At 40.9% G+C, this 25,298-nt stretch carries 26 protein-coding genes; 10 read left to right on the forward strand and 16 right to left on the reverse strand.

Going from position 1 to position 25,298, the window contains the following annotated elements:
* Positions 1-78: 78 nt before the first annotated feature.
* The 8 genes from fusA to fkpA form a co-directional block, all read right to left on the reverse strand.
* On the reverse strand, positions 79-2,205 hold the full coding sequence (fusA, locus tag PR725_RS13315) for an elongation factor G (RefSeq protein ID WP_109912909.1): 2,127 nt from the start codon (positions 2,203-2,205) through the stop codon (positions 79-81).
* 89 nt (positions 2,206-2,294) lie between these two features.
* A complete protein-coding gene (gene rpsG, locus PR725_RS13320; RefSeq protein WP_004262486.1) occupies positions 2,295-2,765 on the reverse strand; it encodes a 30S ribosomal protein S7 in 471 nt (156 codons plus the stop codon).
* A 97-nt stretch (positions 2,766-2,862) separates the two neighbouring features.
* Positions 2,863-3,237 (reverse strand): 30S ribosomal protein S12, encoded by a 375-nt coding sequence (gene rpsL, locus PR725_RS13325; RefSeq protein WP_004265905.1) that lies wholly within the window; start codon positions 3,235-3,237, stop codon positions 2,863-2,865.
* 136 nt (positions 3,238-3,373) lie between these two features.
* Positions 3,374-3,661: a sulfurtransferase complex subunit TusB gene (gene tusB, locus PR725_RS13330; RefSeq protein ID WP_164528302.1), complete on the reverse strand. Its 288-nt coding sequence runs from the start codon at positions 3,659-3,661 to the stop codon at positions 3,374-3,376.
* Positions 3,662-3,718: 57 nt separating this feature from the next.
* Entirely contained in the window at positions 3,719-4,078 is a 360-nt protein-coding gene (gene tusC, locus PR725_RS13335) for a sulfurtransferase complex subunit TusC (RefSeq protein WP_109912908.1), read from the reverse strand.
* 24 nt (positions 4,079-4,102) lie between these two features.
* Positions 4,103-4,507, reverse strand: a complete 405-nt coding sequence (tusD, locus tag PR725_RS13340; RefSeq protein ID WP_115166426.1) for a sulfurtransferase complex subunit TusD — start codon at positions 4,505-4,507, stop codon at positions 4,103-4,105.
* A complete protein-coding gene (locus PR725_RS13345) occupies positions 4,504-5,208 on the reverse strand; it encodes a helix-turn-helix transcriptional regulator (RefSeq protein WP_004262503.1) in 705 nt (234 codons plus the stop codon). The genes tusD and PR725_RS13345 overlap by 4 nt, the downstream gene beginning before the upstream one ends.
* 298 nt (positions 5,209-5,506) lie before the next feature.
* On the reverse strand, positions 5,507-6,250 hold the full coding sequence (fkpA, locus tag PR725_RS13350) for an FKBP-type peptidyl-prolyl cis-trans isomerase (RefSeq protein ID WP_004262506.1): 744 nt from the start codon (positions 6,248-6,250) through the stop codon (positions 5,507-5,509).
* Positions 6,251-6,496: 246 nt separating this feature from the next.
* On the opposite strand from fkpA, the gene PR725_RS13355 reads away from it, so the two are divergent.
* Complete coding sequence (locus tag PR725_RS13355) at positions 6,497-6,718, forward strand: SlyX family protein (RefSeq protein ID WP_004262507.1); 222 nt, start codon at positions 6,497-6,499, stop codon at positions 6,716-6,718.
* Positions 6,719-6,798: 80 nt separating this feature from the next.
* On the opposite strand, the gene slyD is transcribed toward PR725_RS13355, so the two are convergent.
* The 4 genes from slyD to kefG all read right to left on the reverse strand — a co-directional run bounded on the left by slyD (position 6,799) and on the right by kefG (position 10,061).
* On the reverse strand, positions 6,799-7,398 hold the full coding sequence (gene slyD / locus PR725_RS13360) for a peptidylprolyl isomerase (protein WP_004265922.1): 600 nt from the start codon (positions 7,396-7,398) through the stop codon (positions 6,799-6,801).
* An 87-nt stretch (positions 7,399-7,485) separates the two neighbouring features.
* On the reverse strand, positions 7,486-7,689 hold the full coding sequence (locus PR725_RS13365) for a YheV family putative zinc ribbon protein (RefSeq protein WP_004265924.1): 204 nt from the start codon (positions 7,687-7,689) through the stop codon (positions 7,486-7,488).
* A gap of 9 nt (positions 7,690-7,698) precedes the next feature.
* Entirely contained in the window at positions 7,699-9,507 is a 1,809-nt protein-coding gene (gene kefB / locus PR725_RS13370; protein ID WP_272569372.1) for a glutathione-regulated potassium-efflux system protein KefB, read from the reverse strand.
* Positions 9,507-10,061 (reverse strand): glutathione-regulated potassium-efflux system ancillary protein KefG, encoded by a 555-nt coding sequence (gene kefG, locus PR725_RS13375; RefSeq protein WP_004265928.1) that lies wholly within the window; start codon positions 10,059-10,061, stop codon positions 9,507-9,509. The genes kefB and kefG overlap by 1 nt, the downstream gene beginning before the upstream one ends.
* Positions 10,062-10,212: 151 nt before the next feature.
* Here kefG and PR725_RS13380 point away from each other — a divergent pair, with 151 nt between their 5' ends.
* Positions 10,213-12,147 carry an ABC transporter ATP-binding protein gene (locus PR725_RS13380; protein WP_109912905.1) on the forward strand — a complete coding sequence of 645 codons (1,935 nt, stop codon included), beginning with the start codon at positions 10,213-10,215 and terminating at the stop codon, positions 12,145-12,147.
* An 80-nt stretch (positions 12,148-12,227) separates the two neighbouring features.
* Here PR725_RS13380 and adiA read toward each other — a convergent pair whose 3' ends face one another.
* Both adiA and PR725_RS13390 read right to left on the reverse strand, forming a co-directional pair.
* The gene (adiA, locus tag PR725_RS13385) at positions 12,228-14,495 is read right to left on the reverse strand and encodes an arginine decarboxylase (protein ID WP_042851454.1); all 2,268 of its coding nucleotides are present in this window, start codon (positions 14,493-14,495) and stop codon (positions 12,228-12,230) included.
* Positions 14,496-14,599: 104 nt separating this feature from the next.
* On the reverse strand, positions 14,600-15,460 hold the full coding sequence (locus PR725_RS13390) for a MurR/RpiR family transcriptional regulator (protein WP_004265935.1): 861 nt from the start codon (positions 15,458-15,460) through the stop codon (positions 14,600-14,602).
* Between the two features lie 256 nt (positions 15,461-15,716).
* On the opposite strand from PR725_RS13390, the gene murQ reads away from it, so the two are divergent.
* The gene (gene murQ, locus PR725_RS13395; RefSeq protein ID WP_115166423.1) at positions 15,717-16,628 is read left to right on the forward strand and encodes an N-acetylmuramic acid 6-phosphate etherase; all 912 of its coding nucleotides are present in this window, start codon (positions 15,717-15,719) and stop codon (positions 16,626-16,628) included.
* A gap of 27 nt (positions 16,629-16,655) precedes the next feature.
* On the forward strand, positions 16,656-18,122 hold the full coding sequence (gene murP / locus PR725_RS13400; protein ID WP_210845103.1) for a PTS N-acetylmuramic acid transporter subunit IIBC: 1,467 nt from the start codon (positions 16,656-16,658) through the stop codon (positions 18,120-18,122).
* Between the two features lie 77 nt (positions 18,123-18,199).
* Here murP and PR725_RS13405 read toward each other — a convergent pair whose 3' ends face one another.
* On the reverse strand, positions 18,200-18,805 hold the full coding sequence (locus PR725_RS13405; RefSeq protein ID WP_109912902.1) for a LysE family translocator: 606 nt from the start codon (positions 18,803-18,805) through the stop codon (positions 18,200-18,202).
* 101 nt (positions 18,806-18,906) lie between these two features.
* On the opposite strand from PR725_RS13405, the gene PR725_RS13410 reads away from it, so the two are divergent.
* The 3 genes from PR725_RS13410 to PR725_RS13420 all read left to right on the forward strand — a co-directional run bounded on the left by PR725_RS13410 (position 18,907) and on the right by PR725_RS13420 (position 21,152).
* Positions 18,907-19,890 carry a hydrolase gene (locus tag PR725_RS13410; RefSeq protein ID WP_004265945.1) on the forward strand — a complete coding sequence of 328 codons (984 nt, stop codon included), beginning with the start codon at positions 18,907-18,909 and terminating at the stop codon, positions 19,888-19,890.
* Positions 19,887-20,105, forward strand: a complete 219-nt coding sequence (locus PR725_RS13415; protein ID WP_004262551.1) for a YheU family protein — start codon at positions 19,887-19,889, stop codon at positions 20,103-20,105. Before PR725_RS13410 ends, PR725_RS13415 begins: the two co-directional genes overlap by 4 nt.
* A gap of 177 nt (positions 20,106-20,282) precedes the next feature.
* Entirely contained in the window at positions 20,283-21,152 is an 870-nt protein-coding gene (locus tag PR725_RS13420) for a phosphoribulokinase (RefSeq protein WP_110731455.1), read from the forward strand.
* A 90-nt stretch (positions 21,153-21,242) separates the two neighbouring features.
* Here the strand turns inward: PR725_RS13420 and PR725_RS13425 are convergent, their stop codons facing one another.
* Positions 21,243-21,644: an OsmC family protein gene (locus PR725_RS13425; protein ID WP_209102386.1), complete on the reverse strand. Its 402-nt coding sequence runs from the start codon at positions 21,642-21,644 to the stop codon at positions 21,243-21,245.
* Positions 21,645-22,000: 356 nt separating this feature from the next.
* Here PR725_RS13425 and crp point away from each other — a divergent pair, with 356 nt between their 5' ends.
* From crp to PR725_RS13440, 3 genes are all read left to right on the forward strand, one after another.
* A complete protein-coding gene (crp, locus tag PR725_RS13430; RefSeq protein WP_004262556.1) occupies positions 22,001-22,633 on the forward strand; it encodes a cAMP-activated global transcriptional regulator CRP in 633 nt (210 codons plus the stop codon).
* A gap of 138 nt (positions 22,634-22,771) precedes the next feature.
* Entirely contained in the window at positions 22,772-23,749 is a 978-nt protein-coding gene (locus PR725_RS13435; protein ID WP_228367387.1) for a hypothetical protein, read from the forward strand.
* 167 nt (positions 23,750-23,916) lie between these two features.
* Positions 23,917-25,293 carry a hypothetical protein gene (locus tag PR725_RS13440; RefSeq protein WP_123382625.1) on the forward strand — a complete coding sequence of 459 codons (1,377 nt, stop codon included), beginning with the start codon at positions 23,917-23,919 and terminating at the stop codon, positions 25,291-25,293.
* Positions 25,294-25,298 lie beyond the last annotated feature (5 nt).

The following is a 25,298-nucleotide window of genomic DNA, read 5'->3' on the forward strand; positions in this document are numbered from 1 at the left end:
CGACTCTATTCCTTATGGAGTTCCCTCTTCACGATAAAGAAGGAACTTAAATTAAAGTTGTTAACCGATAAAAATCGATTATTTAGCGTTACGAGCTTCGATTACAGCTTGTGCAACGTTGTTTGGTGCTTCATTGTACTTCAGGAACTCCATAGAGTATGAAGCACGACCTTGTGTCTGAGAACGCAGGTCAGTAGCATAACCGAACATTTCTGACAATGGTACTTGTGCACGAACGACTTTACCAGTAGGCAGGTCATCCATACCTTCAATCATACCACGACGACGGTTCAGGTCACCAATAACATCACCCATGTAGTCTTCTGGTGTTTCCACTTCAACTTTCATGATTGGCTCAAGCAGAACTGGTTTAGCTTTTTTGAAGCCATCTTTAAACGCGATTGAAGCCGCAAGTTTAAACGCCAATTCAGAGGAGTCAACATCATGGTAAGAACCGAAATGTAAACGAACACCCATGTTAACAACCGGGTAACCAGCTAATGGACCAGATTTCAACTGTTCTTGGATACCTTTGTCAACCGCAGGGATGTATTCAGTAGGAATTACACCACCTTTGATGTCGTTGGCAAATTCGTAATCCATTTGAACGCCGTCTTTATCGTTTTTGTTCAGTGGGAACATATCGATAACGACATGACCATACTGACCACGACCACCAGACTGTTTCGCGTGTTTACCTTCGATATCAGTCACTTTCATAGTGATTGCTTCACGGTAAGCAACTTGAGGTTTACCAACGTTCGCTTCAACTTTAAATTCGCGACGCATACGGTCAACCAGAACGTCCAAGTGCAATTCACCCATACCAGCGATGATAGTCTGATTAGTCTCTTCATCACTTGATACGCGGAATGATGGGTCTTCTTGAGCCAGACGGCCTAATGCGATACCCATTTTTTCTTGGTCAGCTTTAGTTTTTGGTTCGATTGCAACAGAGATTACTGGCTCTGGGAATTCCATACGCTCCAGGATGATTGGTGCATCAACCGCACATAAAGTATCACCTGTAGTTACGTCTTTCAGACCGATAGCCGCCGCGATGTCACCAGCGCGAACTTCTTTGATCTCTTCACGTTTGTTAGCGTGCATCTGTACGATACGGCCAAAACGTTCTTTCTTCGATTTCACTGCGTTCAGAACTGTGTCACCTGAGTTAACAACACCAGAGTAAACACGGAAGAACGTTAAGTTACCAACGAATGGGTCGGTTGCAATTTTAAATGCTAATGATGAGAATGGCTCATCATCACTTGCGTGACGCTCTGCAGGAGTGTCTTTACCGTCGTCCAGAATACCATTGATTGCAGGTACATCTGTTGGCGCAGGTAAGTAATCAACAACTGCATCCAGCATCGCCTGAACACCTTTGTTCTTAAATGCAGAACCACAGGTAACCAGAATAATTTCGCTTGCAAGAACACGTTGACGTAATGCAGATTTAATTTCTGCTTCGGTCAGTTCTTCACCGCCCAGATATTTTTCCATCAGTTCTTCTGATGCTTCTGCTGCGGTTTCGATCAGGTTGTTGTGCCACTCTTCAGCAGCTTCTTGCATGTTCGCAGGGATATCTTCGTATTCGAAGGTAACGCCCTGGTCTTCATCGCTCCACTTGATTGCTTTCATTTTCAGCAAGTCAACAACACCAGTGAACGACTCTTCTGCGCCAACTGGTAATTGCAGTGGAACTGCGTTAGCAGCTAAACGTGATTTTAATTGCTCAACAACACGTAAGAAGTTCGCACCCATACGGTCCATTTTGTTAACGAACGCGATACGTGGAACTTTATATTTGTTAGCCTGACGCCATACAGTTTCAGACTGTGGCTGAACACCACCAACCGCACAGTAAACCATTACTGCGCCATCAAGAACACGCATAGAACGTTCTACTTCGATGGTGAAGTCAACGTGTCCTGGGGTGTCGATGATATTGATACGGTGTGGCTCATACTGTTTTGCCATACCAGACCAGAATGCAGTAGTCGCTGCAGATGTGATAGTAATACCACGCTCTTGCTCCTGCTCCATCCAGTCCATTGTTGCAGAACCTTCGTGAGTTTCACCAATTTTATGGTTTACACCAGTATAGAACAGAATACGTTCAGAAGTTGTGGTTTTACCGGCGTCGATGTGTGCACTGATACCGATATTACGATAACGTGCTATGGGCGTTTGACGGGCCATTTTTTCCTCTCTCGTGGGCGTTCAATGCTTCATATAAAGGGTAGCAAATGGCTACCCTGAGATACATCACTAATGTGGGTAAGAAATAATTACCAACGGTAGTGTGCGAACGCCTTGTTAGCTTCTGCCATACGGTGAACGTCTTCACGTTTCTTAACAGCGGAACCTTTGTTCTCAGCAGCGTCTGATAATTCATTTGCCAGGCGAAGCGCCATAGATTTATCACCGCGTTTACGAGCAGCATCAACGATCCAACGCATTGCCAGGGCATTACGACGAACCGGGCGAACTTCAACTGGAACTTGGTAAGTTGAACCACCAACACGGCGGGATTTAACTTCCACAGTCGGACGCACGTTATCTAGTGCTAATTCGAATGCATCAAGTTCAGTTTTACCAGAACGCTGAGCAAGGGTTTCAAGTGCGTTATATACGATTGCTTCAGCAGTAGATTTTTTCCCGTCTACCATCAGGATATTTACAAACTTGGCCAGTAATTCTGATCCGAACTTAGGATCTGGAAGAATTTTACGTTGACCTATTACGCGACGACGTGGCATGGATATGACTCCGTTGTTAATTCAGGTTTGTCCAAAACTCTACGAGAGTATTTTGACATTAAGATTAAAATGTTTGGCCTTACTTAACGGAAATCCATTAAGCCTTAGGTTTTTTCGCGCCGTATTTAGAACGAGCTTGCTTACGGTCTTTAACACCAGAACAGTCCAGTGCGCCGCGAACGGTGTGATAACGCACACCTGGTAAGTCTTTAACACGACCACCACGGATAAGGATAACGGAGTGCTCCTGCAAGTTGTGGCCTTCACCACCGATGTAGGAAGAAACTTCGAAACCATTAGTTAAACGAACACGGCATACTTTACGTAATGCTGAGTTTGGTTTCTTAGGAGTGGTAGTATATACACGAGTACATACGCCACGTTTTTGCGGGCAAGCTTCCAGTGCTGGAACGTTGCTTTTAACAACTTTCGAGCTACGAGATTTGCGTACCAGCTGATTAATAGTTGCCATTATTAAAAAAGCTCCTGGTTTTATTGCTTCGTAAACACGGATTTTGACCTCGTTCGCCAACATGACGATACACGAGGACGCGAAATTTTATTGCTGACTGGCTCAGGTGTCAAGAAATATACAACTTTTAGTGCCTTTATATGGCAAAATGTTGTTTTTGGACTTCTGTTAGCTTCACAAAACCTTGATATGTGATTACAGAAACTGCGGTTGAGAGGGTATTTTGCAACCCGCGAGCATTGATGTCGGCATCCAAAGCGTACAACTGCGCACCTGTTTTTTGTAATGCAATAAGAAAAGGTGACTGTGCGACTGCCGCAACCACGCCATCTTGCATCAGTAAAACTACGTCTTCCGACGTAATAAAGCCTAGCATCGCAGAAAAATCACATTTAAATGGAGATGTTGCTAATGTATACAGCATAGAAAAGATCCTACTATAGATCAAAACTTAACCCAAGCTCAAAATTCACACAACCGATCAAAAATTAAGCACCACATCACATTCAGCTATTCTCGCTCTGATCTCTTTCTTGTTGAGAATTGTTGGCGTCACGACCCATTTGGTATTTTCCCCTAACCCTCGTTCTTGTAACGAAGAGCTGCAGAGATAAATTTTTTCAATGTCATATAATGGCAATATTTTAAATGTTGCGATGTAATCCCGAGCAAGCACTTCAGCAGGGTGTTGGTTTGCCAGAAGCTGATAGACGCCATCAGAGAGAAAAAACACCTGAATGTCTTCTGTCAGTGCTGAAGTTGCTAATAATGCATCTAGCCCTTCTCGACCACTGGCATTTCCATGGGGCATGGTTGTAAAGACAAAAGCTATTTTTTTCACACGATACCTTGTATTGAGCTGTTCTTAGAATTGAATTGTCCGGTCTGTGGTTATCATCGCTTCCGCAAGGCTTCCTAACCCACTCATTATAAAGCCCTCAGCAAGGTTGGCCGTTGGAAGTGATAAACTTTGCGCTTGTTCTTGGTCAACAACCCCTCGGCGCAAAGCTGCAGAAACACAGATATGCATTTCACACCCTGATTGTTTTGCCAGTTCTTGCCAAGCTGAAACTAAATTGAATTCATCTGTTGCCGGCGAGGTAAGCTGATTCGCATTGAAAACACCTTCACGATAAAAAAATAATGTTTTCAATATATGCCCTTCTTCAAGAAGGGCTTTTGCAAATTGATACGCACTCGCTGCTTGTTGTGTACCGTAAGCGGGACCTGTCACAACTAAGCAGTAGGTTAGCGAATTTGTATTACTCATTCACCGCTCTTGAATTGACGAATATATAAGTAAACCGTGTGTTTAGAAATATTCAGGCGGTCAGCTACTTGGTTGATGGCGTCTTTAATATCAAAAATACCTTTTTCGTATAAGTTAAGAACCACTTGCTTGTTTTTTGCGTTATTCGAGACATTACGATCACCACCCACTTCTTCAATCGTATATTCCAATGTTTGCGCGACAAGGTCATCAACTGAAGAGGCAAAGTTCACATCTGAAGTGACTTCTTGTTTAGTTTCTGGAACAAACGATTGAATAATTTCAGAGAACGGTACATCTAAGTTCATATTGATGCATAGTAAGCCAATCACACGTTGCTTACGGTTACGAATCGCAATAGTAACGGATTTCATTAAATCACCGCTTTTCGCTTTCGTAAAATAAGCTTTCGAGACATTCGATTCTTCGTCTGCCATATCGTGCAGCATTCTCAACGCTAGGTCTGTAATCGGTGAGCCGATTTTACGCCCAGTGTGCTGACCATTTGCGATTCTGACTGCAGAGCAGTTTAGGTCTTCTAAAGAGTGAAGAACAATTTCACAGTGCCCACCGATTAGCATTGCCAGACCATCCACAGCAGCTTCATATGATTTTAAAATCTCATGGTCTGTCTCAGAAAAGGGCTGGTTATCCAATATGTTAATATCGCTGAGGTCGTGTGATTGTATAGAATCAGACATTTCAACATCATCCTTCTAATGTAAAAACTCATCCTGTTGACTAAAAAGGCGTTCATTATTCGACTATTTGGCCTTCATTACTTTGTTCGTAGCCAACAATTGTGATGATAAAAAATAAAATAGAGTCTTCTGAAGTTAAAACTCCACGGCGTTGCCGTCAAGCGAATGAATGCAAGACAGTCTGTTTTATCACAAGTTTTAAACAATTTGAGAATTTTTTTTGATGAGAAATACAAAAAAGCCCAACGCATGAATGTGTTGGGCTTCAAAATACACTTAACTAATGCTTAGTGAATCATTATTTAGCAGCAGGTTTGATATCTAATAATTCAACATCAAAGACTAATGTTGAATTTGCAGGGATACCTGGCACGCCATTTTCACCATAAGCTAACTCAGCAGGGATCACTAACTGCATTTTGCCGCCTTTTTTCAGGTTAACTAAACCTTCAGTCCAGCCTTTAATCACTGAATTTAATGGGATAGTCAGTGGCTCGTTACGTGAATATGAGCTATCGAATTCAGTGCCATCAATCAGAGAACCTTTGTAATGAACGACTACAGTTTCGTCTGCTTTAGGTTTTGCACCTGTACCGTCTTTTTCAATTTTGTACAGCAGGCCTGATTTGGTTTTTACAACGCCTTTTTCTTTCGCGTATTTTTCGCGGTACTCAGCACCTTTTTTCTCATTGTTGGCTGATTCTTCTTTCATTTTTTTGTCGGCAGCTTCTTTGACTTGACCTTCAAACTGACGCAATGTTTCCTCAACTTCTGCATCGGTCATTTTGCTTTTGCCGTTAAATGCATCTTGGACACCAGCAAGTAATTGGGCTTTGTCCAAGTTAATACCAATTGTTTTTTGCTCTTCTAAAGAATTCTGCATGTAGCGACCTAAAGACGCACCCAGTGCATACGCATTACGCTCTTCTGCGTTTTTGAATGCGCTGCTTTGTGCTTTGGCTTCCGCTGCCATCACTTGCGGAGCAGCAAAAGTAAATGCTAGCGTAGTTGCTAAAAGGCTTGCCTTAAACAGTGATTTCATCCTAGTCTCCGATAACTTTTATTCGATTATATTCGAATAGCGAACTATTCGTTTTATGGGTAGGGCTCTTTAAGTTTAGACCCCGTTACCCCATTGAGTATTAAAAAAATATAATAACTACTGAGACCACATTAACAAAAAGTCGTTTCGTCGCCTATATCTTTAACTAAAACTTATCTATTGATTTGTAATGTTCAGTTATTATGATGGTTTAATTACGATATAAACGCTTAAGGAGAGTCGGATATGGACTCATCTGATACATTTGAACAACGCTTAGAACTTTTAGAAAGTAAAGTTGCCTTTCAAGAACTGGCGATTGAGCAACTTAACCAGGTTATTACTGACCAGCAAATGCAAATGAGCCGCCTTCAAGAGCATTTACGCATTGTGGCTGAAAGACTGAAATCATCCCAAGATTCTCACTTAGCAAGGCCAGAAGAAGAAACACCACCGCCACACTATTGATTTCAAAGATAAAACTCTTGATTTCAAATACAAAAAAGGAAGCTTTCGCTTCCTTTTTTTACAAACACTAATACCTTGTATTAGTGGCAGCCGCAGCCGCCTTGTTTGTGTCCGTGACCTTCGCCGCCACCGCAGCAACCGCCTTCTGAACCATGGCTATGACCACCACCGCCACAGCAACCACCTTCGTGATCGTGATCATGGTCGTGACCGCCTGCACCATGGACGTGGCCATGTGCAATTTCTTCTTCTGTTGCTTCACGGATAGCCATGACTTCAACATTAAATTTCAGGTTTTGGCCTGCTAACATGTGGTTACCGTCAACGATAACTTCATCACCTTCAATGCCTGTGATTTCGACAGGAACTGGGCCCATGTCAGTGTCAGCTAAGAAACGCATACCCACTTCTAGCTCATCAACACCCATAAATACATCTTTAGGAACACGTTGAACTAAGTTGTCATCGTATTGGCCATATGCATCGTCTGAAGCGACTTCAACATCGAAGTTTTCGCCCACAGAACGACCTTCTAATGCTTTTTCTAAACCTGAAATTAAAGACCCACGACCATGCAAATAGTCCATTGGTGCGCTTGCTGGTGATTCATCAACTAAAACACCGTCTTCTGTTCTTACTTGATAAGCCAAGCTGACCACCAAGTCTTTTGCTACTTTCATGACATCTCCTACTACCCGTAAGGGAAAAATTTTTTGCCAATTGTACCGAAAAACTATGATGATGTATTGAGAATTGACAAATTTCTATTATTCAGGTGTAAAAATTCCAATAACCTGCTCTTTTTGCCTAACATGACCAGTTGCTTCATCCCCTGCTTGGCGTTGTTGATCGCCGCAATTGACACACTCAACGACATCAATTTTATCTTCACGCCACATCATTAATGTGTCTTGTGACTTACACTTAGGGCAAATCGCCCCAGCAATAAAGCGTTTACGTATTGAAGCCATTTCTAACCCTTACTGTTCATTATTCCAACTATGGGGCTGACGATGCTCTCTTTGCATTTCTTTCTCAAAGAGCTCATTAAGTTCACGACGCGCCTCTTTAATGCGTGAAATTTGCCCGCTATCACTATTTTCATTTTCAGGGTAGATATCCCTGAGCATTTTCATGTCTAAACGGCGAAAATGCTGCTTGGCACGATAAGCTTTATGAGGGTGCATCCCCGTACTGACTAAAGCCTTGCTGCCAAGTTCAAGCGCACTCGAGAATGTTTCACGGCTAAAGTCAGTCACGCCACATTGCAATAGCTCATGAGCCTCAAGACGACCTTTAGCACGAGCAATAATATGCAAGTTAGGGAAGTTTTCTTGGCAAATTTGCACAATGTCCATCACTTCTTCAGGGACATCACTGGTAATCACGATAGATTTGGCTTTATCAGCTCCTGCTGAGCGCAATAATTGCAGTTCACGTGCATCGCCGTAATATACTGTATAGCCGTAGCGGCGCATGGTACTAATCGCCGTAACATCTTGTTCTAGTACTGTAATTTTAACCTTATTGGCCATTAATAATCGGCCAACTACCTGACCCATACGACCAAAACCGACCAAAATAACATGCGGCTCATTATCCTCTACAAACGGTTTTTCACTCGAGGCCGGCTGTTGATTATAACGATAGTTCAAATAAGCATCTATCAATTGCATCACAAGTGGAGTGGTCATCATCGAAAGCGTGACAACCACCAGCAATAAATCCATTTGCCGTTCATTAATCACACTTGCACCAAAGGCGGTTGCATAGATTACAAATGCAAATTCGCCACCTTGGCTAAGCACACCAGAAAATTGCGCTCTCGCACCATTTCGAAGCCTAGCGGCTAAACTCAGTCCGTAAAGTACTAACGCTTTGACAGCGACCAATACTACAACAGCAATCAATACTTGCGGTAAATAGGCCCACAACACATCTAAATTCAATGACATACCTACTGAGATAAAAAATAGCCCCAGTAGCAGACCTTTAAACGGTTCGATATTAATTTCCAATTCATGACGGAATTCTGTTTCCGCTAACATGACCCCTGCCATAAAGGTTCCCAGAGCCATAGAAAACCCAAGGCTTTCCATAATGAGTGCAGAACCTAATACCACCAATAAGGCGGCAGCCGTAAAAATTTCATGAACGCCAGATTTAGCAGCAAGCCTGAACATCGGCCGCAATAAGTAACGGCCAACGACCCATAAGCCTGCGAACGCCACTATCTTCAAACCAATTTTTTGCCAATCACTGGTTGCTGAATCCCCTGCTAACAATGGGATCAGCGCCATAATCGGGATAACGGCCATATCTTGGAATAACAAAACAGAGAAACCGAGTTGCCCGCTTTCTTTGTTGGACATCCCTTTTTCGTTCATCAATTGAAGTGCCATTGCCGTTGATGACATCGCCATACCTAATCCACCGACAATAGCCGCTTGCCAAGAGAATTTGGCTAAAAATAGCAGTGACGCCATGATAGCTGCGGTCACGACCACTTGAAGCGTGCCCACACCGAAAATAGAGCGCCTAAGTTCCCATAATTTAGAAGGTTTTAGCTCTAACCCAATAAGAAACATCAGGAACACCACCCCCATTTCGGAGAAGTGTAAAATATCATCAACATTGCGAATAAAGCCGAAAACAAATGGCCCAATCATGATCCCGGCAAGCAAATACCCAAGCACAGCACCTAAGCGGATTTTTTGTGCGATAGGTACCATAACGACCCCTGCACAAAGGAAGATGATAACGGATTCAAATAGCCCCAGTTCTGACATTAGGATAACCCTCCCGCACCTAGCGGTTGCTGCATCCATTGACGGTAGTCATCGATAAGCTGTTCAAAGCGTTCTTTAGGCTGCCGACGTGCTGCATAAATAATGGTTGGTTCTAACCACTGCATATCACACATTAATGCGGTCAATTCAAATGGGCGAAGTATTTCTGTAAGCGGGTAATGATTATACCCATCATGTTGATAAGCGTGGATAGGCTCCCCCGTCGTGATCACCGAGCGCCAATATTTGCCTTTTAATTTCTGGTACCCCACGTCGGTAGCAAAACGGCGAGTTAACACGCGATCAAACCACTCTTTTAATAAAGCAGGGCAACTATAAGTATAGAGAGGATGCTGAAAAACAATGATATCGTGCTGACACAATAATTTTTGCTCCGCGGTAACATCAATAAAATAATCTGGGTAAATTGCGTATAAATCGTGCACAGTCACATGGTCAAAATCACGTACTGCCCCCAATAACGCCTTATTAGCCATCGATTCGTCGGGGTCCGGGTGAGCGTAGACCACCAACACTTTCGGTGTATTTGACATCTTTCCCTCCTCAAAGGCGTGTCAGACGGAACATTTTCCGTTACCATGCAGCCTGCTAAATAGAGTTTACACCCTAAACATTGCAGTCTTTGTATTATTATTCGGGTGTGTAGATTTGGGTAATTTAACATATTTTTAATAGACGGTTGCTATGATTGTTTTCTCTTCACTCCAAATTCGCCGAGGTGTTCGTGTCCTACTGGACAATGCCACTGCGACTATTAACCCCGGCCAAAAAGTTGGTTTAGTGGGTAAAAACGGCTGCGGTAAATCGACGCTTCTTGCGTTATTAAAAGGCGAATTACAAGCTGAAGCAGGTTCTGCAACCTTCCCAAGCAATTGGTCTATGGCATGGGTGAACCAAGAAACTCCCGCGCTTGATGTGCCCGCTCTTGAATATGTCATTGATGGTGATCGCGAGTTCCGAGCCTTAGAACAAAAACTACAGCAAGCCAATGAAAAAAATGATGGCCATGCCATCGCAGTAGTTCATGGGCAGCTTGATGCGATTGATGCATGGACCATTCGTTCTCGCGCCTCCAGTTTGCTACATGGCTTAGGTTTCAGCCAAACACAGCTAGATTCCCCAGTAAAATCATTTTCGGGTGGATGGCGGATGCGTTTGAACCTCGCGCAGGCACTGCTTTGCCGTTCTGACCTGTTGTTACTCGATGAGCCAACCAACCACCTTGATTTAGATGCGGTCATTTGGTTAGAAAAGTGGTTAAAAAGCTACCAAGGCACCCTGATTTTGATTTCCCATGATAGGGATTTCCTCGACCCGATTATTGATAAAGTGCTGCATATCGAACAAGAAACCATGTTCGAATATACGGGTAACTACTCGTCTTTTGAGCGCCAACGTGCGACAAAACTCGCCCAGCAGCAAGCGTTGTATGAAAGCCAACAAGCTAAAGCTGCGCATTTACAAAGTTATATTGACCGCTTTAGAGTGCAAGCCACCAAAGCCAAGCAAGCACAAAGCCGCATTAAGATGCTTGAAAGAATGGAAATGGTCGCGCCGGCTCATGTGGATAACCCATTCCATTTTTCATTCCGCAAACCAGAAAGCTTACCGAATCCATTATTAAAAATGGAAAAAGTCAGCGCAGGCTACGGTGAAAAGGTCATATTGCAATCCATCAAGCTGAACTTAGTACCGGGGTCACGCATTGGCTTACTGGGGCGTAACGGTGCAGGTAAATCAACTTTAATCAAAATGTTAGCTGGCGACTTGCCACCATTACAAGGAGAAATTTCCCTTGCAAAAGGGATTAAACTCGGTTATTTCGCCCAGCACCAATTAGAGTATTTGCACCCTGAAGAATCCCCCTTGCAGCATCTTGCTCGCCTTGCCCCTGAGCAAACTGAGCAGCAATTACGTGACTATTTAGGTGGTTTCGGTTTTAAAGGTGACCAAGTTACTGACCCAAGTGGCCGTTTTTCTGGTGGGGAAAAAGCGCGCTTAGTTCTCGCTTTAATCGTCTGGCAGCGCCCTAATTTACTGTTGCTCGATGAGCCAACCAACCACTTGGACTTAGATATGCGCCAAGCGCTTACTGAAGCCTTAATGGCCTTCGAAGGCGCTTTAGTTGTCGTTTCCCATGATAGGCATTTATTGCGTACCACGACCGATGAACTGTATTTAGTCCACGGCGGTTCTGTAGAGCAGTTTGATGGTGATTTAGAAGATTACCAACAATGGCTAGCTGAGCAAAACAAGCTCGAATTACAGCAAGTGCGTGATCAACAAGAGAAAGATAAGCCAGCAGCCGCTGCAACGGTGACGGCACAAGATAGAAAAGATCAAAAACGTCGTGAAGCTGAATTTCGTCAGTTAACTCAGCCTATCCGTAAAAAAATTACGGAATTGGAAAAGCAGATGGATAAACACTCTCATGCCCTGAGTGAGTTTGAAGCAAAACTTTCTGATGCAGCCATCTATGAACAAGATAAAAAAGCCGAATTGACGGAATGTTTGAAAAAACAAACTGAACACAAAGCAGCGCTTGAAGACGTGGAAGTGGAGTGGATGGAATTGCAAGAGCAGTTAGAAACCATGACTAGTGAGTTTGAATTAAATTAATTCGTTATAAAACATCACAATCCATTAAAATCACGAAAAGCTATCTTTTGATAGCTTTTCGTTTTTATCATCACTGAATCTTATTCTTTCACACACATCACATAATACTGGCCATCAATAATTTCAGTGCCTTCGGTTTCGTGTTCAAAACCAGGGAATTCGCTATCCCATGCTTGAAGACTATGTAAATAGCCGATATGTGGGCTATTTTTATCGCCAAAGCTTTCCCCCGATAACAACATTGGGATACCCGGTGGATAGGGAATAATCGAGTTAGCAGCAATACGCCCGGCGAGTTTATCTAAAGGAACCGACTCAACACGGTTAGCAACAATTTCTTGGTAGGCATCACGCGGGCTCATCATCACTGCAGGGAGTTGTTCATAAGCCTGATTTAGTTGGCCTCCAGGGTTATTTTTTTGTAGATACACAAACATTTTATTCCCTAAATCACGTAGCCCCATCTCACTATAGATCTCAGGAGCCGCTTCAACCACTTCAGGCAATACCTTTTTCAGTGCCGTATTATTGTCATAGTGGCGCTTAAACGACAGCAGCGCATTGACCAATGTCCCCCATTTTCCTTTCGTAATTCCCATCGAAAACAAGAACATAATTTGGAAATCGGTCGTACGGGTTGGCACAATACCATAATGATTTAACCAAGCTGTGACTAAAGCAGCAGGAACTCCGCTATCCAGTAATTTACCGTCATCTCCCATCCCTGGCGACAAGATACTTACCTTAATTGGGTCAAGCATCGCCCAATTTTCAGGGATATCTTTAAAACCATGCCATTTATCTTCAGGATTCATCACCCAGCAACTTTGCTCTTTCATCAACAGTTCAACAGGGGCATCTTCAAATGCATAGCGTTTACCTGTTGCTGGGTCTTTCACCATTTCTTGATTCCATGGTTTGAAGAACCACTCATCATCATTGATAAATTCTTTGTATAGGAAGCCCAGTGATTGACGGAAGTCGATGGCTTCACGGATGACTTCATCAGTGAGTGAACGCCCACTGTTGCCGTCCATCATATCTGCGGCAATATCATTCGAGGCACAAATTGCATATAGCGGCGAGGTGGTCGCATGCATATGATAAGCTTGGTTAAAACGATTAAAATCAATCGCATTACGGCCATTTCGGACGTGGATAAATGAAGCTTGTGAAAGTGCATTCAATAATTTATGCGTAGAGTGGGTCGCAAAAACGGTAGGTTCATCGTCTTTTCTAGGGTCATCACGCATCGCAAAGTGGTCACGGTAGATAGGGTTAAAGCGCGCGTAGCCGTACCATGCCTCATCAAAATGGATTCTATCCAATGATTCATCAAGCAAATCCTGAACTTTGCGTGCGTGATAGCATACGCCATCGTAAGTACAGTTAGTTACTACACTATATGCGGGTCGTTTGCCTATTTTATCCGAAGTTAATGGGTTTTTAGCGATTTTTTCAGTAATCGCTTCCGGTGTCATCTCTTGAGGGTAAATAGGACCAATAATGCCATAACGATTACGGCTTGGCGTCATATAAACCGGTTTTGCTCCAGTTAAAATCAAACCTTGCTCAATAGATTTATGGCAGTTACGGTCAATGACAACAACGTCATCATCCGTCATACAAGCTTGCATAATCGTTCGGTTCGAACCTGATGTTCCCACGACCACTGAATAAGATTGGTCAGCACCAAAAATACGGGCGGCATTTCTTTCACATTCACCAAATGCGCCGGTATGGTCTAACAGTGACCCCACGGCAACTCGCTCGATACCAATATCGGTACGAAACAAGTTTTCTCCAAAGAAATCATGATAAATGCGGCCCGCCGGGGTTTTGGTGAACCCAACACCGCCCTGATGACCCGGTGCTGCCCATGAATATTCATGTACATCACTGTATTTAATCAAGCTTTTCATCAAAGGGGGCAATAAATTAGCGCGGTAACGGATTATCGCGGCAAGAACTCGGCCTGCGATAAAATCAGCAGAGTCTTCTAAAATCCAAGCAAACTCATCAACTTGCTCCATCATTTTGCGGTCGAATGCCGTCAAAGCTTCTTCACGATCACTTAATAAAAAAACAGGCACATCTTCTTGTCTGCGATGAAGTTGGGTAATTAATTGATGTGCCTGAGTTTGTTCTTGCTTGTCTGACATATCTCGGCCATATAACAAGCAATCAATACTGGTATTTGATCGAATGTATGCCATCCCATCTTCAAAATTACGAATGATCACGGTTTCTACGTGCTCATCTTTAAGTTCACTAGCAAGTCTTGCTACAGCATGGCTAATCACGGAGTCGTCATCGGTTAATTCCGTATAAACTATGAGTGCTCTCATCAATAACTCCCTTTTAACTTTTTAAAATCAAAATACTGATAATATTAGTCTTAACGTAAATAAGGTTTGATTGCAAAGTTATCGATGAGGATTCAAGCCACTAATCACTCATCTAATTTATTAATCACTACTCTTGCATTCATAACTAACGACTTTGCTTTCGCTTCTCGCCGTTGCAATAACGCCATAAAAATCAGGTCAGTAAGCGTATTTTGTGCGGTTCTTGAAGAAATTGATGAACTACGCCATTCATCTTCCTCCGCAATACTTTCAAGAACATAATCAGCAATTTGCCCCAGTGGTGAATCACAGTCACGCGTAATCGCAATGACACATGCCCCTTGCTTACGTGCAATATTCGCTGCTGTTAGCATGTCTTTACGCTTCCCTGTAAAAGAAATAACGATTTGTACATCATGAGCATTGAGAGTGAGTGCCGCCGCAATTTGCACATGATGGTCTGACTCCACGAGCGTTGTAATACCAATTTTTTGTAATTTATAACTTAAATCTTTTGCAGTTAAGCCTGACCCACCAATACCGACAATCTGTACTCTCTGTGATTGGTCTATTCGCTCAACAATGCGTTCAAACTGTCTGAAATCAATTAATTTTGTTGTTTCTGTAATTGAATGATTTTTCTCCATTGCCAATTTCTGAGCAACAACCATCAAGTTATCATCAGGTGCAATGCGGTTATGTAAAGCGGAATGAGGTGCTCCCTCTTTCAGTTGCTGGCGTCCAATAATCTCACTAAGTGCAAGTTTCAAGGCGGGATACCCCTTCACCCCGACTTTTTGACTAAACTTAACGATGGCAGATTGGCTGACATCTAAAATTTCTGCTAATTGCTGAGACGATAAATTCAGTACATTTTCGGGATTTTCAAGGATAAATTGTGCAATTTTACGTTGATTTTCTGCTAATCGCGGTAGTGAGTAAGTAATGATGTCCAATAATGTCATGGTGACCTCTAATAATAGTTGTAATAGCCAGACCTATAGATAAAAAAATAATAATAAATTATTCCTCAACCAAGTCACTGATGCCTGATAAATAATACTTACAATTCAAAGAGTCGTAACTTTAGTCCGTAAAATAAATCACAAAATATTCTTGTATATTCACAAAATAGAATAGATAGCACCGTGATATTAGTCACATATAAGGAATAAATAATTCCTTAATATTAGCCCAATAACTGATCTAGGAGCAATTTTTATGACTATCGACTTAAGCAAAATGGTAACTGAAAGCCGTAATGCAGCCAGTACTAATATCGACCAACTATCAACGGCTGAAATGCTAAAGGTCATTAATAATGAGGACAAACTCGTTCCGTTAGCGGTTGAAAAAGTGCTCCCTGAAATTGCTCAACTGGTTGATAAAGTTGCAGAAGCCTTTTTAAAAGGCGGTCGTCTGATTTACTCAGGCGCAGGAACCTCTGGCCGTTTAGGAATTCTTGATGCCAGTGAGTGCCCGCCGACTTATGGAACGCCCCATGAGCAAGTTGTTGGTTTAATCGCCGGTGGTCATCAGGCTATCTTCCGTGCCGTAGAAAATGCAGAAGATAAACCTGAACTTGGCGAACAAGACCTCAAAGACATTCAATTCAATGATAATGATGTGTTAGTGGGTATCGCAGCGAGTGGTCGAACACCTTATGTATTAGGAGCTTTAGCATACGCGAATGCTATTGGTGCAACCACAGCTGCCATTAGCTGTAACCCAAATAGCCCAATTGCCAATGCCGCAGATATTGCTATCACTCCCGTTGTCGGTGCAGAAGTTGTCACAGGTTCTTCACGCATGAAAGCAGGAACTGCACAAAAATTGGTACTGAATATGATCACCACTGGGGCAATGATCCGTATCGGAAAGGTGTTTGGTAATTTAATGGTTGATGTTGAAGCAACAAATGCCAAACTCATTGAAAGACAAACAAAAATTGTGATGGAAGCGACCGACTGTGACCGAACTACTGCAGAAACCGCCCTTCAACAATGTAATCGACACTGCAAAACTGCCATTTTAATGGTGCTATCGGGCTTGAATGCCGATGATGCACGTCAACTGCTCTTAGACAACAACGGTTTTATTCGTACGGCACTCAATATGGCCTCATCCGCCTAATTTGCGGATTTTAATGGGATAAATAGTATGGCTAAAATAACAATAGAAATGATACAGCAGGTCCTACAACACGTTGGAGGACGCCGTAATATTAAATTAGCGGGTAACTGTATGACCCGTTTGCGCCTCACACTCAACGATGACCAGCTAGTGGATAAAGCCGCACTCAAACAAATCGCAGGAGTGCTTGGTGTCATTGAGAGTGATGAACAGCTGCAAGTGATCCTTGGCCCGGGTAAAGCACAAACTGCCGCAGACTTAATGAACCAACTGTTGGATAGTGGTGAAGAGGATAACCATGAGGCAACAACCCAGCCTCAGGATTTAAACGACATTGCCTCCGCAAATAAGCAGCAACTGAAAAAGAAACAAACCAGTGCCGTTCACCGGTTTTTATCCAAATTTGCCACGATATTTACACCGCTAATTCCGGGTTTTATTGCTGCGGGCTTACTATTAGGTTTTGCGACTCTCGCTAAACAAACCTATTTCCCAGCAGGGCTTCCAACAAAGCCTGAAGAGCAGACCCTACTCGTACATACTATTTTATATATGTCAGTATTTAGCAAAGGGCTGTTTAGCTTTCTAAGCATTCTCATTGGTTATAATACTCAAAAAGCCTTTGGCGGTAGCGCGGTAAATGGTGCCATCATTGCTTCACTGTTTGTTCTTGGATATAACCCTGAAATAGCCAAAGGGTTCTATTCTGACATGAATAGCTTTTTCGGGTTGGCTATCGACCCAAGAGGTAACATTATTGGGGTATTGATTGCGTGTATTTTTGGCGCATGGGTTGAAAAACAGGTACGCAAAATTATCCCAGCTAACCTTGATATGATTTTAACCTCAACAATTACCTTATTAATTGTTGGTGCTGCTGTGTTTATCTTTATCATGCCTATTGGGAGCTGGTTATTCTCTGGCATGTCATGGCTGTTTGTTCATTTAAGCAGCAACCCATTCGGAACTGCCATACTTGCTGGGCTATTCTTAATTGCAGTTATGTTTGGCGTGCACCAAGGTTTTGTTCCGGTATATATGGCACTCGTTGAAACTCAAGGTTTTAACTCACTCTTCCCTATCCTAGCGATGGCAGGTGGTGGCCAAGTTGGTGCAGCAATGGCGTTGTATGTTAAAGCCGCAAAAGATTCAGTGTTACGCAATCAGATTCGTGGGGCTATCATTCCAGGTTTCTTAGGTGTCGGTGAACCACTTATTTACGGTGTAACTCTTCCGAGGATGAAGCCATTTGTCACCGCATGTTTAGGTGGTGCCGCAGGCGGTTTCTTTGTTGGGCTAGTGGCTTGGATGGGTTTACCGGTTGGTTTGAATACCGTCTTTGGCCCTTCTGGCTTAGTCGCTATCCCAATGATGACGTCAGCTGATGGGGTGTTCCCTGGAATGTTAGTTTATGTGGGCGGGTTATTCACATCCTACTTATTCGGTTTTATTTTTACTTATTTTTTCGGAACTAAGAACGTCGATTTAGACTAATCGCCTCCCTTACATGTAAAAAGCAGCCCATGGGCTGCTTTTTGATGAGTCATATAAACTGCACTTTTATCAGAAAATCATTCCAACCAAATCAGGGGAACGCACAAAGCCGTTAAAATCCCCATTACCCAGTTAAAAATAAACCAAGCACGGCGGCTACGCAAAAATAGGCTGATTAATGAACCAAACCCCATCCAGATTAAACCCGCCACTAAGTTAACCACCACAAATGCGATACTCATCATTAAAATAGATTGAGTAAATAACTCACCGGGTAAGCTAAATCCCCCTACGGCTCCCAAACCCATCATCCATGCTTTCGGGTTTAAAAACTGCAATAAGCCACCTTGATACCAAGTCACGCTTTTCGCAACTTCGCTATTCGTCTTCAGTGGTGCATAATTTGCCGTCGCTGTTTTCCATGCGAGCCATAACAGGTAGATGCTTCCGGCGACTTTTAAGGCGATATGAATCGCAGGATAGAGCAATAAAAGTGCAGCAATACCGAATGCAGAAAGATAAAGTATGGACTGCATGCCTAACATAATACCAAGGCATAATATAATCGTATGGCGAAAACCGTAGTTTGCTGCACTTGACGTTAGCAACATATTGTTAGGGCCGGGTGTGACTGCTGCAATGAATAAAAACGTAAAAAGAGAAAAAATCAGCCCCAGTGTCATTTATAATTTAGCCTCAAACTCAAATTTGTTTACTTGCATCACAAAAAAATAACAGTATGTTATGTGACTCACAAGAGTCTCCATTAAATAAAAATAAGGCTATGTCAGAAAACTTTCGTCCAATAAGTTGGGCTAAAAATCCACACCTCCAAACATTACTGCCAAGGATTTTCCGTAGAACACCGAAAATCAAACCTATATGGCAACGGCTTGAATTGCCTGATGGCGATTTTATCGATCTCGCTTGGAGTGAAAAACCCGAGCTAGCAGCGCATAAGCCACGATTAGTGATTTTCCATGGTCTAGAAGGTAATTTTAAAAGCCCTTACGCTCACGGAATGCTAGAAACTGCCCAAAAACATGGTTGGTTGGGTGTGATTATGCATTTTCGCGGTTGTAGTGGTGAACCCAATCGCCAACAGCGAATTTACCATTCAGGTGAAACCAGTGATGCTCGCTATTTTCTCCGCTGGTTGAAACAAACCTATGGTGATGCGCCAACCGCCGCAGTTGGTTATTCTCTTGGTGGCAATATGTTAGCCTGCTATTTAGCTGAAAGCGGTCAAAATGCAGATGTCGATGCGGGTGTTGTTGTTTCAGCTCCTTTGATGTTAGAAGCCTGCTCTTTACGCATGGAAAAGGGCATTTCTCAGTTTTATCAACGTTACTTACTAAATGGCTTGAAACGCAATGCCACCCGGAAATTAGTCCGTTATCCAGGCTCATTACCCTTAAACCTCTTACAATTGAAGCAGCTTAAGCGGATCCGTGAGTTTGATGATGTGATTACTGCTCGTATTCATGGATTTGATGATGCGACAGATTATTATCAAAAATGCAGTGCATTACCCAAGTTAGCTTATATCACTAAACCAACGTTAATTATTCACGCCAAAGATGACCCATTTATGGCGCCTGAAGTTGTTCCTGATTTATCATTTTTACCCCACAATGTGGAATACCAAATGACAGAACATGGCGGGCACGTCGGCTTTGTGAGCGGTACATTCAGAAAACCGCAAATGTGGTTAGAAAGCCGTATTCCTCAATGGCTAACCCCTTATTTAGATAAGGAAATAATGTGATTATTCCTTGGCAAGAACTTGAGCCTGAAACATTGGAAAACCTGATTGAGAGCTACGTATTGCGTGAGGGAACCGACTACGGCTCCCATGAAAAAAGCCTGCAAGATAAGGTTAACGATGTGAAACGGCAGTTAGTTTCTGGCGAAATTGTGCTAGTCTGGTCTGAATTGCATGAATCGGTTAATTTCATGCCTAAGGGAAGTTTTTCTGTATGATGTTTTTATTCCATGGTTCATTTTTACGTCATCTTTTGTCATAAAAAAGTTGCGTGTTTTCCAACATAATCATGTCGTAAAACCATCAAATAAGGCTCACAACCCTAACACCCGTTAATCCGCTTCATGCACTATTGATTAAAATAGTGCTTATAAGCGCAGCACAGGGAGTCCACGATGTCCAAAAAGCACCCAATTATTGCTATCACCGGTTCGAGCGGTGCTGGCACAACGTCAACTAGCCAAGCATTTCGTAAAGTTTTTCACCAATTAAATATCCAGCCTGCAACATTAGAAGGGGATAGTTTTCACCGCTATACACGCCCTGAAATGGATATGGCTATCCGTAAAGCCAGAGAACAAGGCCGGCACATCAGTTACTTTGGCCCCGAAGCGAATGATTTTGCTTTGCTTGAACAAACTTTAGTCGACTATGCAAAAACGGGTTGTGGGCAATCCCGTAAATATCTACATACTTATGATGAAGCGGTACCTTATGGCTTGCAGCCCGGGACATTTACCCCTTGGGAACCGCTGCCAGATAAAACGGATATTTTGTTTTATGAGGGGCTACATGGCGGTGTTGTCACACCGGAACATAATGTCGCACAACATGTTGATTTACTTGTCGGTGTTGTCCCTATAGTCAACCTAGAATGGATCCAAAAATTAATCCGTGATACGACAGAGCGAGGGCACTCCCGCGAAGCCGTTATGGACTCTGTCGTGCGTTCTATGGGTGACTATATTAATTACATCACGCCACAATTTTCTCGCACTCACATCAATTTTCAACGCGTTCCGACGGTAGATACCTCCAACCCATTTTCGGCTAAAGCCATTCCATCACAAGATGAAAGCTTTATTGTGATCCGCTTTCGTGGGCTAGAGCAAATTGATTTCCCCTATTTGCTATCAATGATATCTGGCTCTTTCATTTCTGCAATGAATACAATTGTCGTCCCCGGAGGAAAACTAGGTTTAGCCATGGAATTAATTATGGCGCCAATAGTCGAAAAACTAATTAATCAAAAGGACAACAATTAAATTATTTTTTGATTAATAAATAAGATGCTTATCATTAATTAAGGTAAGCATCTTTTAATTCAAATATACCAATAAAAATTAAATTTATTTTTAGCTTTTTATTTCAAAGCTGTGTGTGACTTCAACGGTTTTCTCTAACATCAATGCGACTGAACAATATTTTTCAGCAGAAAGTTGAACGGCTCGTTCGACCGCTTTTTCCGTTAATTCATTCCCTGTTACAATAAAATGTAAATGGATTTTCACAAAATAACGAGGGGCTTCTTCGCGACGCTGTGAGGTTAATTTCACCTCACAATCCGTAATATCATAGCGGCCCTTTTGTAGAATCGAAACGACATCAATCGCGCTGCAACCACCCGCAGCCATTAGCACCATTTCCATTGGGCTTGGAGCTTTATCACCTGCATTGCCGTCCATCATCACTTGGTGCCCAGACGCAGACTCCCCTAGAAAAGAAAGTCCTTCAACCCACTTAACTCTTGCTTCCATTATATTTCCCCTTGAAATGAAATCGGTTTAAAGGCTACATTGTTCCATAGATACAATGAATGTTATATCAACTTTATTTGGCTGAAGCGATACAGGGAAGACTTTCTTTATTGGATATGCTACAAACAATACTTAGTTGATAGGATTAAGATCAAAACTCAACGGTTTAATTGATCATATTATAGTGTTGATATCAATTTGCGTTACCCAAAGCAATCAAAAACGCTGAAGCAATCAGCTGTTAGATTATTTAAAGGTATATAAGGCAAATTAATATGCTAAGCTAGTGACTTTAAAGCCAGCCTTTCTAGTATGTTTTTCTGAATGGCTGCAATAACATACAGAGGATAACGCTAATGGTTCTCGGCAAGCCACAAACAGACCCTACTCTTGAATGGTTTTTGTCACACTGCCATATTCATAAATATCCATCCAAGAGCACTCTTATCCATCAGGGTGAGAAAGCAGAAACCCTTTACTATATCGTTAAAGGTTCGGTGGCTGTTTTAATTAAAGATGAAGAAGGCAAAGAAATGATCCTCTCTTACCTGAATCAGGGGGATTTCATTGGTGAGCTTGGGTTATTTGAAGAAGGGCAAGAACGTACTGCGTGGGTTAGAGCCAAAATAGCCTGCGAAGTTGCTGAAATTTCTTACAAAAAATTCCGTCAATTAATTCAGGTAAACCCTGATATTTTAATGCGCCTTTCTGCGCAAATGGCTAGTCGCTTACAAACAACATCTGAGAAAGTCGGTAACCTCGCATTCTTAGACGTTACAGGCCGTATTGCTCAAACGCTATTAAACTTAGCTAAACAACCTGATGCAATGACACACCCAGACGGTATGCAAATCAAAATTACTCGTCAGGAAATAGGCCAAATCGTGGGTTGTTCCCGTGAAACAGTCGGCCGCATTCTAAAAATGTTAGAAGACCAAAACCTGATCTCCGCACATGGTAAAACCATTGTTGTTTACGGTACTCGTTAATTAACCTTTCAGCCTGGCCACCTTTGGCTGGGCTATTATTTATCATATTAAATTGTAGTAAAATCGCTTCGTTATATTCCCCCCACCGATTACCCCTATAGAATAATAATTATTATCTTACCAATTAGGAAAATATTTATGACTATTACATTAGGCTATTTATCGGGTAATCCGACGATTTTCAAAAAAATTATTAACTCGGATGATTTTATCAAAAAAATTTTTACGGTTACCTCTTCACTGAAAAAAAGTCCACTTGATACGAATAACCAGCTAAAACCAACTCGTACCTGTAGCACTGAGAGTATTGATTCCGCCTATGAGAGCGACTTAGAAGAAACCAATAATATTAAGTGTTTAAGCACTGGTGAATTTTACGAAAAAGTCAATCAATTGAAAATTAAGCTATACGGAAAATATTCATCTACTTTTCTTTCTGAGCAAAGTACAGACTCATTAATAAAAGAAAATAGAGTTATTCTTGACCAATACAAAGAACTCCCCAAAAAAAATGCTGAATATGCTGATTTTTTATATCGCGATATTAGAATCCCTGGCATTAACAATAAAAGTCTACAAGAAAAAAAAGAGATTATAAAAAAATTTGTATTACCTAAACCTCTAACTAATAAAAATGGTTCAATGCTTCCTTTAAAAAAACAAATCATTCAAGAGTCTATTCGTCATATCACACTACCTTCCGTGGGTATAAAATATAAAACAGAAAGCAAATTTAATAAGAAATTAGTTTATATACATTACAAAATTTGTGAAGAAAATCGGCCTAATCAAAGAATCACCTCTTTGCCAAAAACCACTTTTGAGTTCAAGGGAAATATACCGCAAACAAAGTCATCATTACTAAGAGCACAACGAATAAAAGAACATTATAATTTATCGAGTAAAATTACCACACAGAAAACCAGCCTTAGCAAAGATAACTTAGCAAAAAATAAAATTTTAGTTAATAGTTCTGATTTATTAAAAATAATAGAAAAAGAATACCAATTGACCCAAGAAATGAATAACCATATAAAAATAATCGCTGAAATAGACGCCCAAATGAAGACTAACTCTCAATTACTAGCACTTTACAAGTCACCAATAATAAAATAAGTAAAATCGACTTATTATTCAATTAATTAAAATATTTGCATTGGCTAGAACAAATCCAAACACAAATATCACACACATGTAAATAAATAATCATAAACATCGATTTATTATATTAATTAACCTAAAAACAACCCAAAATAGCATTAATTGATAATTAAGGATCTCTCATGCACATAGACACCATCAATAGAAATGTAAGCAATCCCATCTTTAAAAAAAACATAGCATTAGAAATAGCGGAAAATTATTTCCCAATAATTAAGAAAATACGTAATACTAGATTGAATAATTTCATTCATTTATTTAGTTTTAACAAAAAAAACAAAGTAAATATGGATTCAAAGTTTTACTTAGAGTTAAAAAAAATAGAAACCAAAAAAAATGAGAATAACTCACGATTAAAAGTCGAATTAAATCAAAATAAAATAATATCATTAGAAAATGAACTACTTAAAAAGTCGTTTGAAATATCCCCAACAGTAAAAAACACTAAAGATGAAATTAATAGAAAAATAAGTAACGCATTAAAAATAGACAAACCCTATGTAGAAGAATTAGTCAACAATAAAATAATTAAAGAACAGAATGACCTAATAGACTATTACACATACCATATTAAAAATATAGAATTAATTGAAACTAAAGAACAATTAAAAAATGATATATACAAATTAAAATTAGAGATAAAAAACGAGTCAAAAATAAGAGGGATTTATTATCTTGAAAAAAAACATGAAATATTAGAGTCATCATATAAAGAGATAGAAAATACATTTGGGGTGGAAGACCAAAATGAAAATTTAAAATCATTAATTAATTTACAATTAATCATTAAAAATTTATTAATTAAAGAATTAGATGATATTAAAAACAAAATTCATAATATAACGTTAAATAACTATAATAAAAAATCCATTAACCCCAAAAAAAGTCAAATATCGAAAAAATTAATGGAAGAAAAAAACAGCGTAACCCCAGAAGAGTCAATAATTAAAAAAAATTTAATTATCTGTGATGAAGATGGTACCCCTATTTATCATGATGAGGACCATAACTTTGATTTTGATGACGAATTAACTTTTTTAGCGAAGCCCGAAACCAATGAAATGGAAGATTCGTCATTAGTTAAAACACTAAGACTCGAAAATAGAGAATTAAAAAACTCGCTAGAGGAGTTAAGCAATAACTATTTCACTCTGCTTGATAAATTCCATCATAGGTCACACGAATACATTCTAAATACAATAACTCTTACTGACGTACCTCTAGATGATTTATCTACAAATGAAGAAACTATCGTCAAGCAGCCAAGTGAAATTAAACAAAAAACAATAGATAGTAAAGAGAACGTCACGGCAAAAAATACACAGAACAATCGTAGTTTAATGCAGAAAAAAACAGTTGTGAATTATTCACATTCCCATAACAGTCAATGTCTGGCTGCTGGCATCACCATATCCAGCACACCAGAACAATTGCAACAAAAACAAATAGAATTAAAAGCGAAAAATACAATAAAAATATCTGGCCGAAATAGAACGTAATATTA

The organism is Providencia sp. PROV255 (assembly GCF_028478065.1).
GTDB lineage: Bacteria > Pseudomonadota > Gammaproteobacteria > Enterobacterales > Enterobacteriaceae > Providencia > Providencia rettgeri.

Coding starts and splice junctions, on each gene's coding strand:
- fusA (WP_109912909.1), bottom strand. CDS start 2,205: ATGGCCCGTCAAACGCCCATAGCACGTTATCGTAATATCGGTATCAGT.
- rpsG (WP_004262486.1), bottom strand. CDS start 2,765: ATGCCACGTCGTCGCGTAATAGGTCAACGTAAAATTCTTCCAGATCCT.
- rpsL (WP_004265905.1), bottom strand. CDS start 3,237: ATGGCAACTATTAATCAGCTGGTACGCAAATCTCGTAGCTCGAAAGTT.
- tusB (WP_164528302.1), bottom strand. CDS start 3,661: ATGCTGTATACATTAGCAACATCTCCATTTAAATGTGATTTTTCTGCG.
- tusD (WP_115166426.1), bottom strand. CDS start 4,507: ATGAGTAATACAAATTCGCTAACCTACTGCTTAGTTGTGACAGGTCCC.
- PR725_RS13345 (WP_004262503.1), bottom strand. CDS start 5,208: ATGTCTGATTCTATACAATCACACGACCTCAGCGATATTAACATATTG.
- fkpA (WP_004262506.1), bottom strand. CDS start 6,250: ATGAAATCACTGTTTAAGGCAAGCCTTTTAGCAACTACGCTAGCATTT.
- PR725_RS13355 (WP_004262507.1), top strand. CDS start 6,497: ATGGACTCATCTGATACATTTGAACAACGCTTAGAACTTTTAGAAAGT.
- slyD (WP_004265922.1), bottom strand. CDS start 7,398: ATGAAAGTAGCAAAAGACTTGGTGGTCAGCTTGGCTTATCAAGTAAGA.
- PR725_RS13365 (WP_004265924.1), bottom strand. CDS start 7,689: ATGGCTTCAATACGTAAACGCTTTATTGCTGGGGCGATTTGCCCTAAG.
- kefB (WP_272569372.1), bottom strand. CDS start 9,507: ATGTCAGAACTGGGGCTATTTGAATCCGTTATCATCTTCCTTTGTGCA.
- kefG (WP_004265928.1), bottom strand. CDS start 10,061: ATGTCAAATACACCGAAAGTGTTGGTGGTCTACGCTCACCCGGACCCC.
- PR725_RS13380 (WP_109912905.1), top strand. CDS start 10,213: ATGATTGTTTTCTCTTCACTCCAAATTCGCCGAGGTGTTCGTGTCCTA.
- adiA (WP_042851454.1), bottom strand. CDS start 14,495: ATGAGAGCACTCATAGTTTATACGGAATTAACCGATGACGACTCCGTG.
- PR725_RS13390 (WP_004265935.1), bottom strand. CDS start 15,460: ATGACATTATTGGACATCATTACTTACTCACTACCGCGATTAGCAGAA.
- murQ (WP_115166423.1), top strand. CDS start 15,717: ATGACTATCGACTTAAGCAAAATGGTAACTGAAAGCCGTAATGCAGCC.
- murP (WP_210845103.1), top strand. CDS start 16,656: ATGGCTAAAATAACAATAGAAATGATACAGCAGGTCCTACAACACGTT.
- PR725_RS13405 (WP_109912902.1), bottom strand. CDS start 18,805: ATGACACTGGGGCTGATTTTTTCTCTTTTTACGTTTTTATTCATTGCA.
- PR725_RS13410 (WP_004265945.1), top strand. CDS start 18,907: ATGTCAGAAAACTTTCGTCCAATAAGTTGGGCTAAAAATCCACACCTC.
- PR725_RS13420 (WP_110731455.1), top strand. CDS start 20,283: ATGTCCAAAAAGCACCCAATTATTGCTATCACCGGTTCGAGCGGTGCT.
- PR725_RS13425 (WP_209102386.1), bottom strand. CDS start 21,644: ATGGAAGCAAGAGTTAAGTGGGTTGAAGGACTTTCTTTTCTAGGGGAG.
- crp (WP_004262556.1), top strand. CDS start 22,001: ATGGTTCTCGGCAAGCCACAAACAGACCCTACTCTTGAATGGTTTTTG.
- PR725_RS13435 (WP_228367387.1), top strand. CDS start 22,772: ATGACTATTACATTAGGCTATTTATCGGGTAATCCGACGATTTTCAAA.
- PR725_RS13440 (WP_123382625.1), top strand. CDS start 23,917: ATGCACATAGACACCATCAATAGAAATGTAAGCAATCCCATCTTTAAA.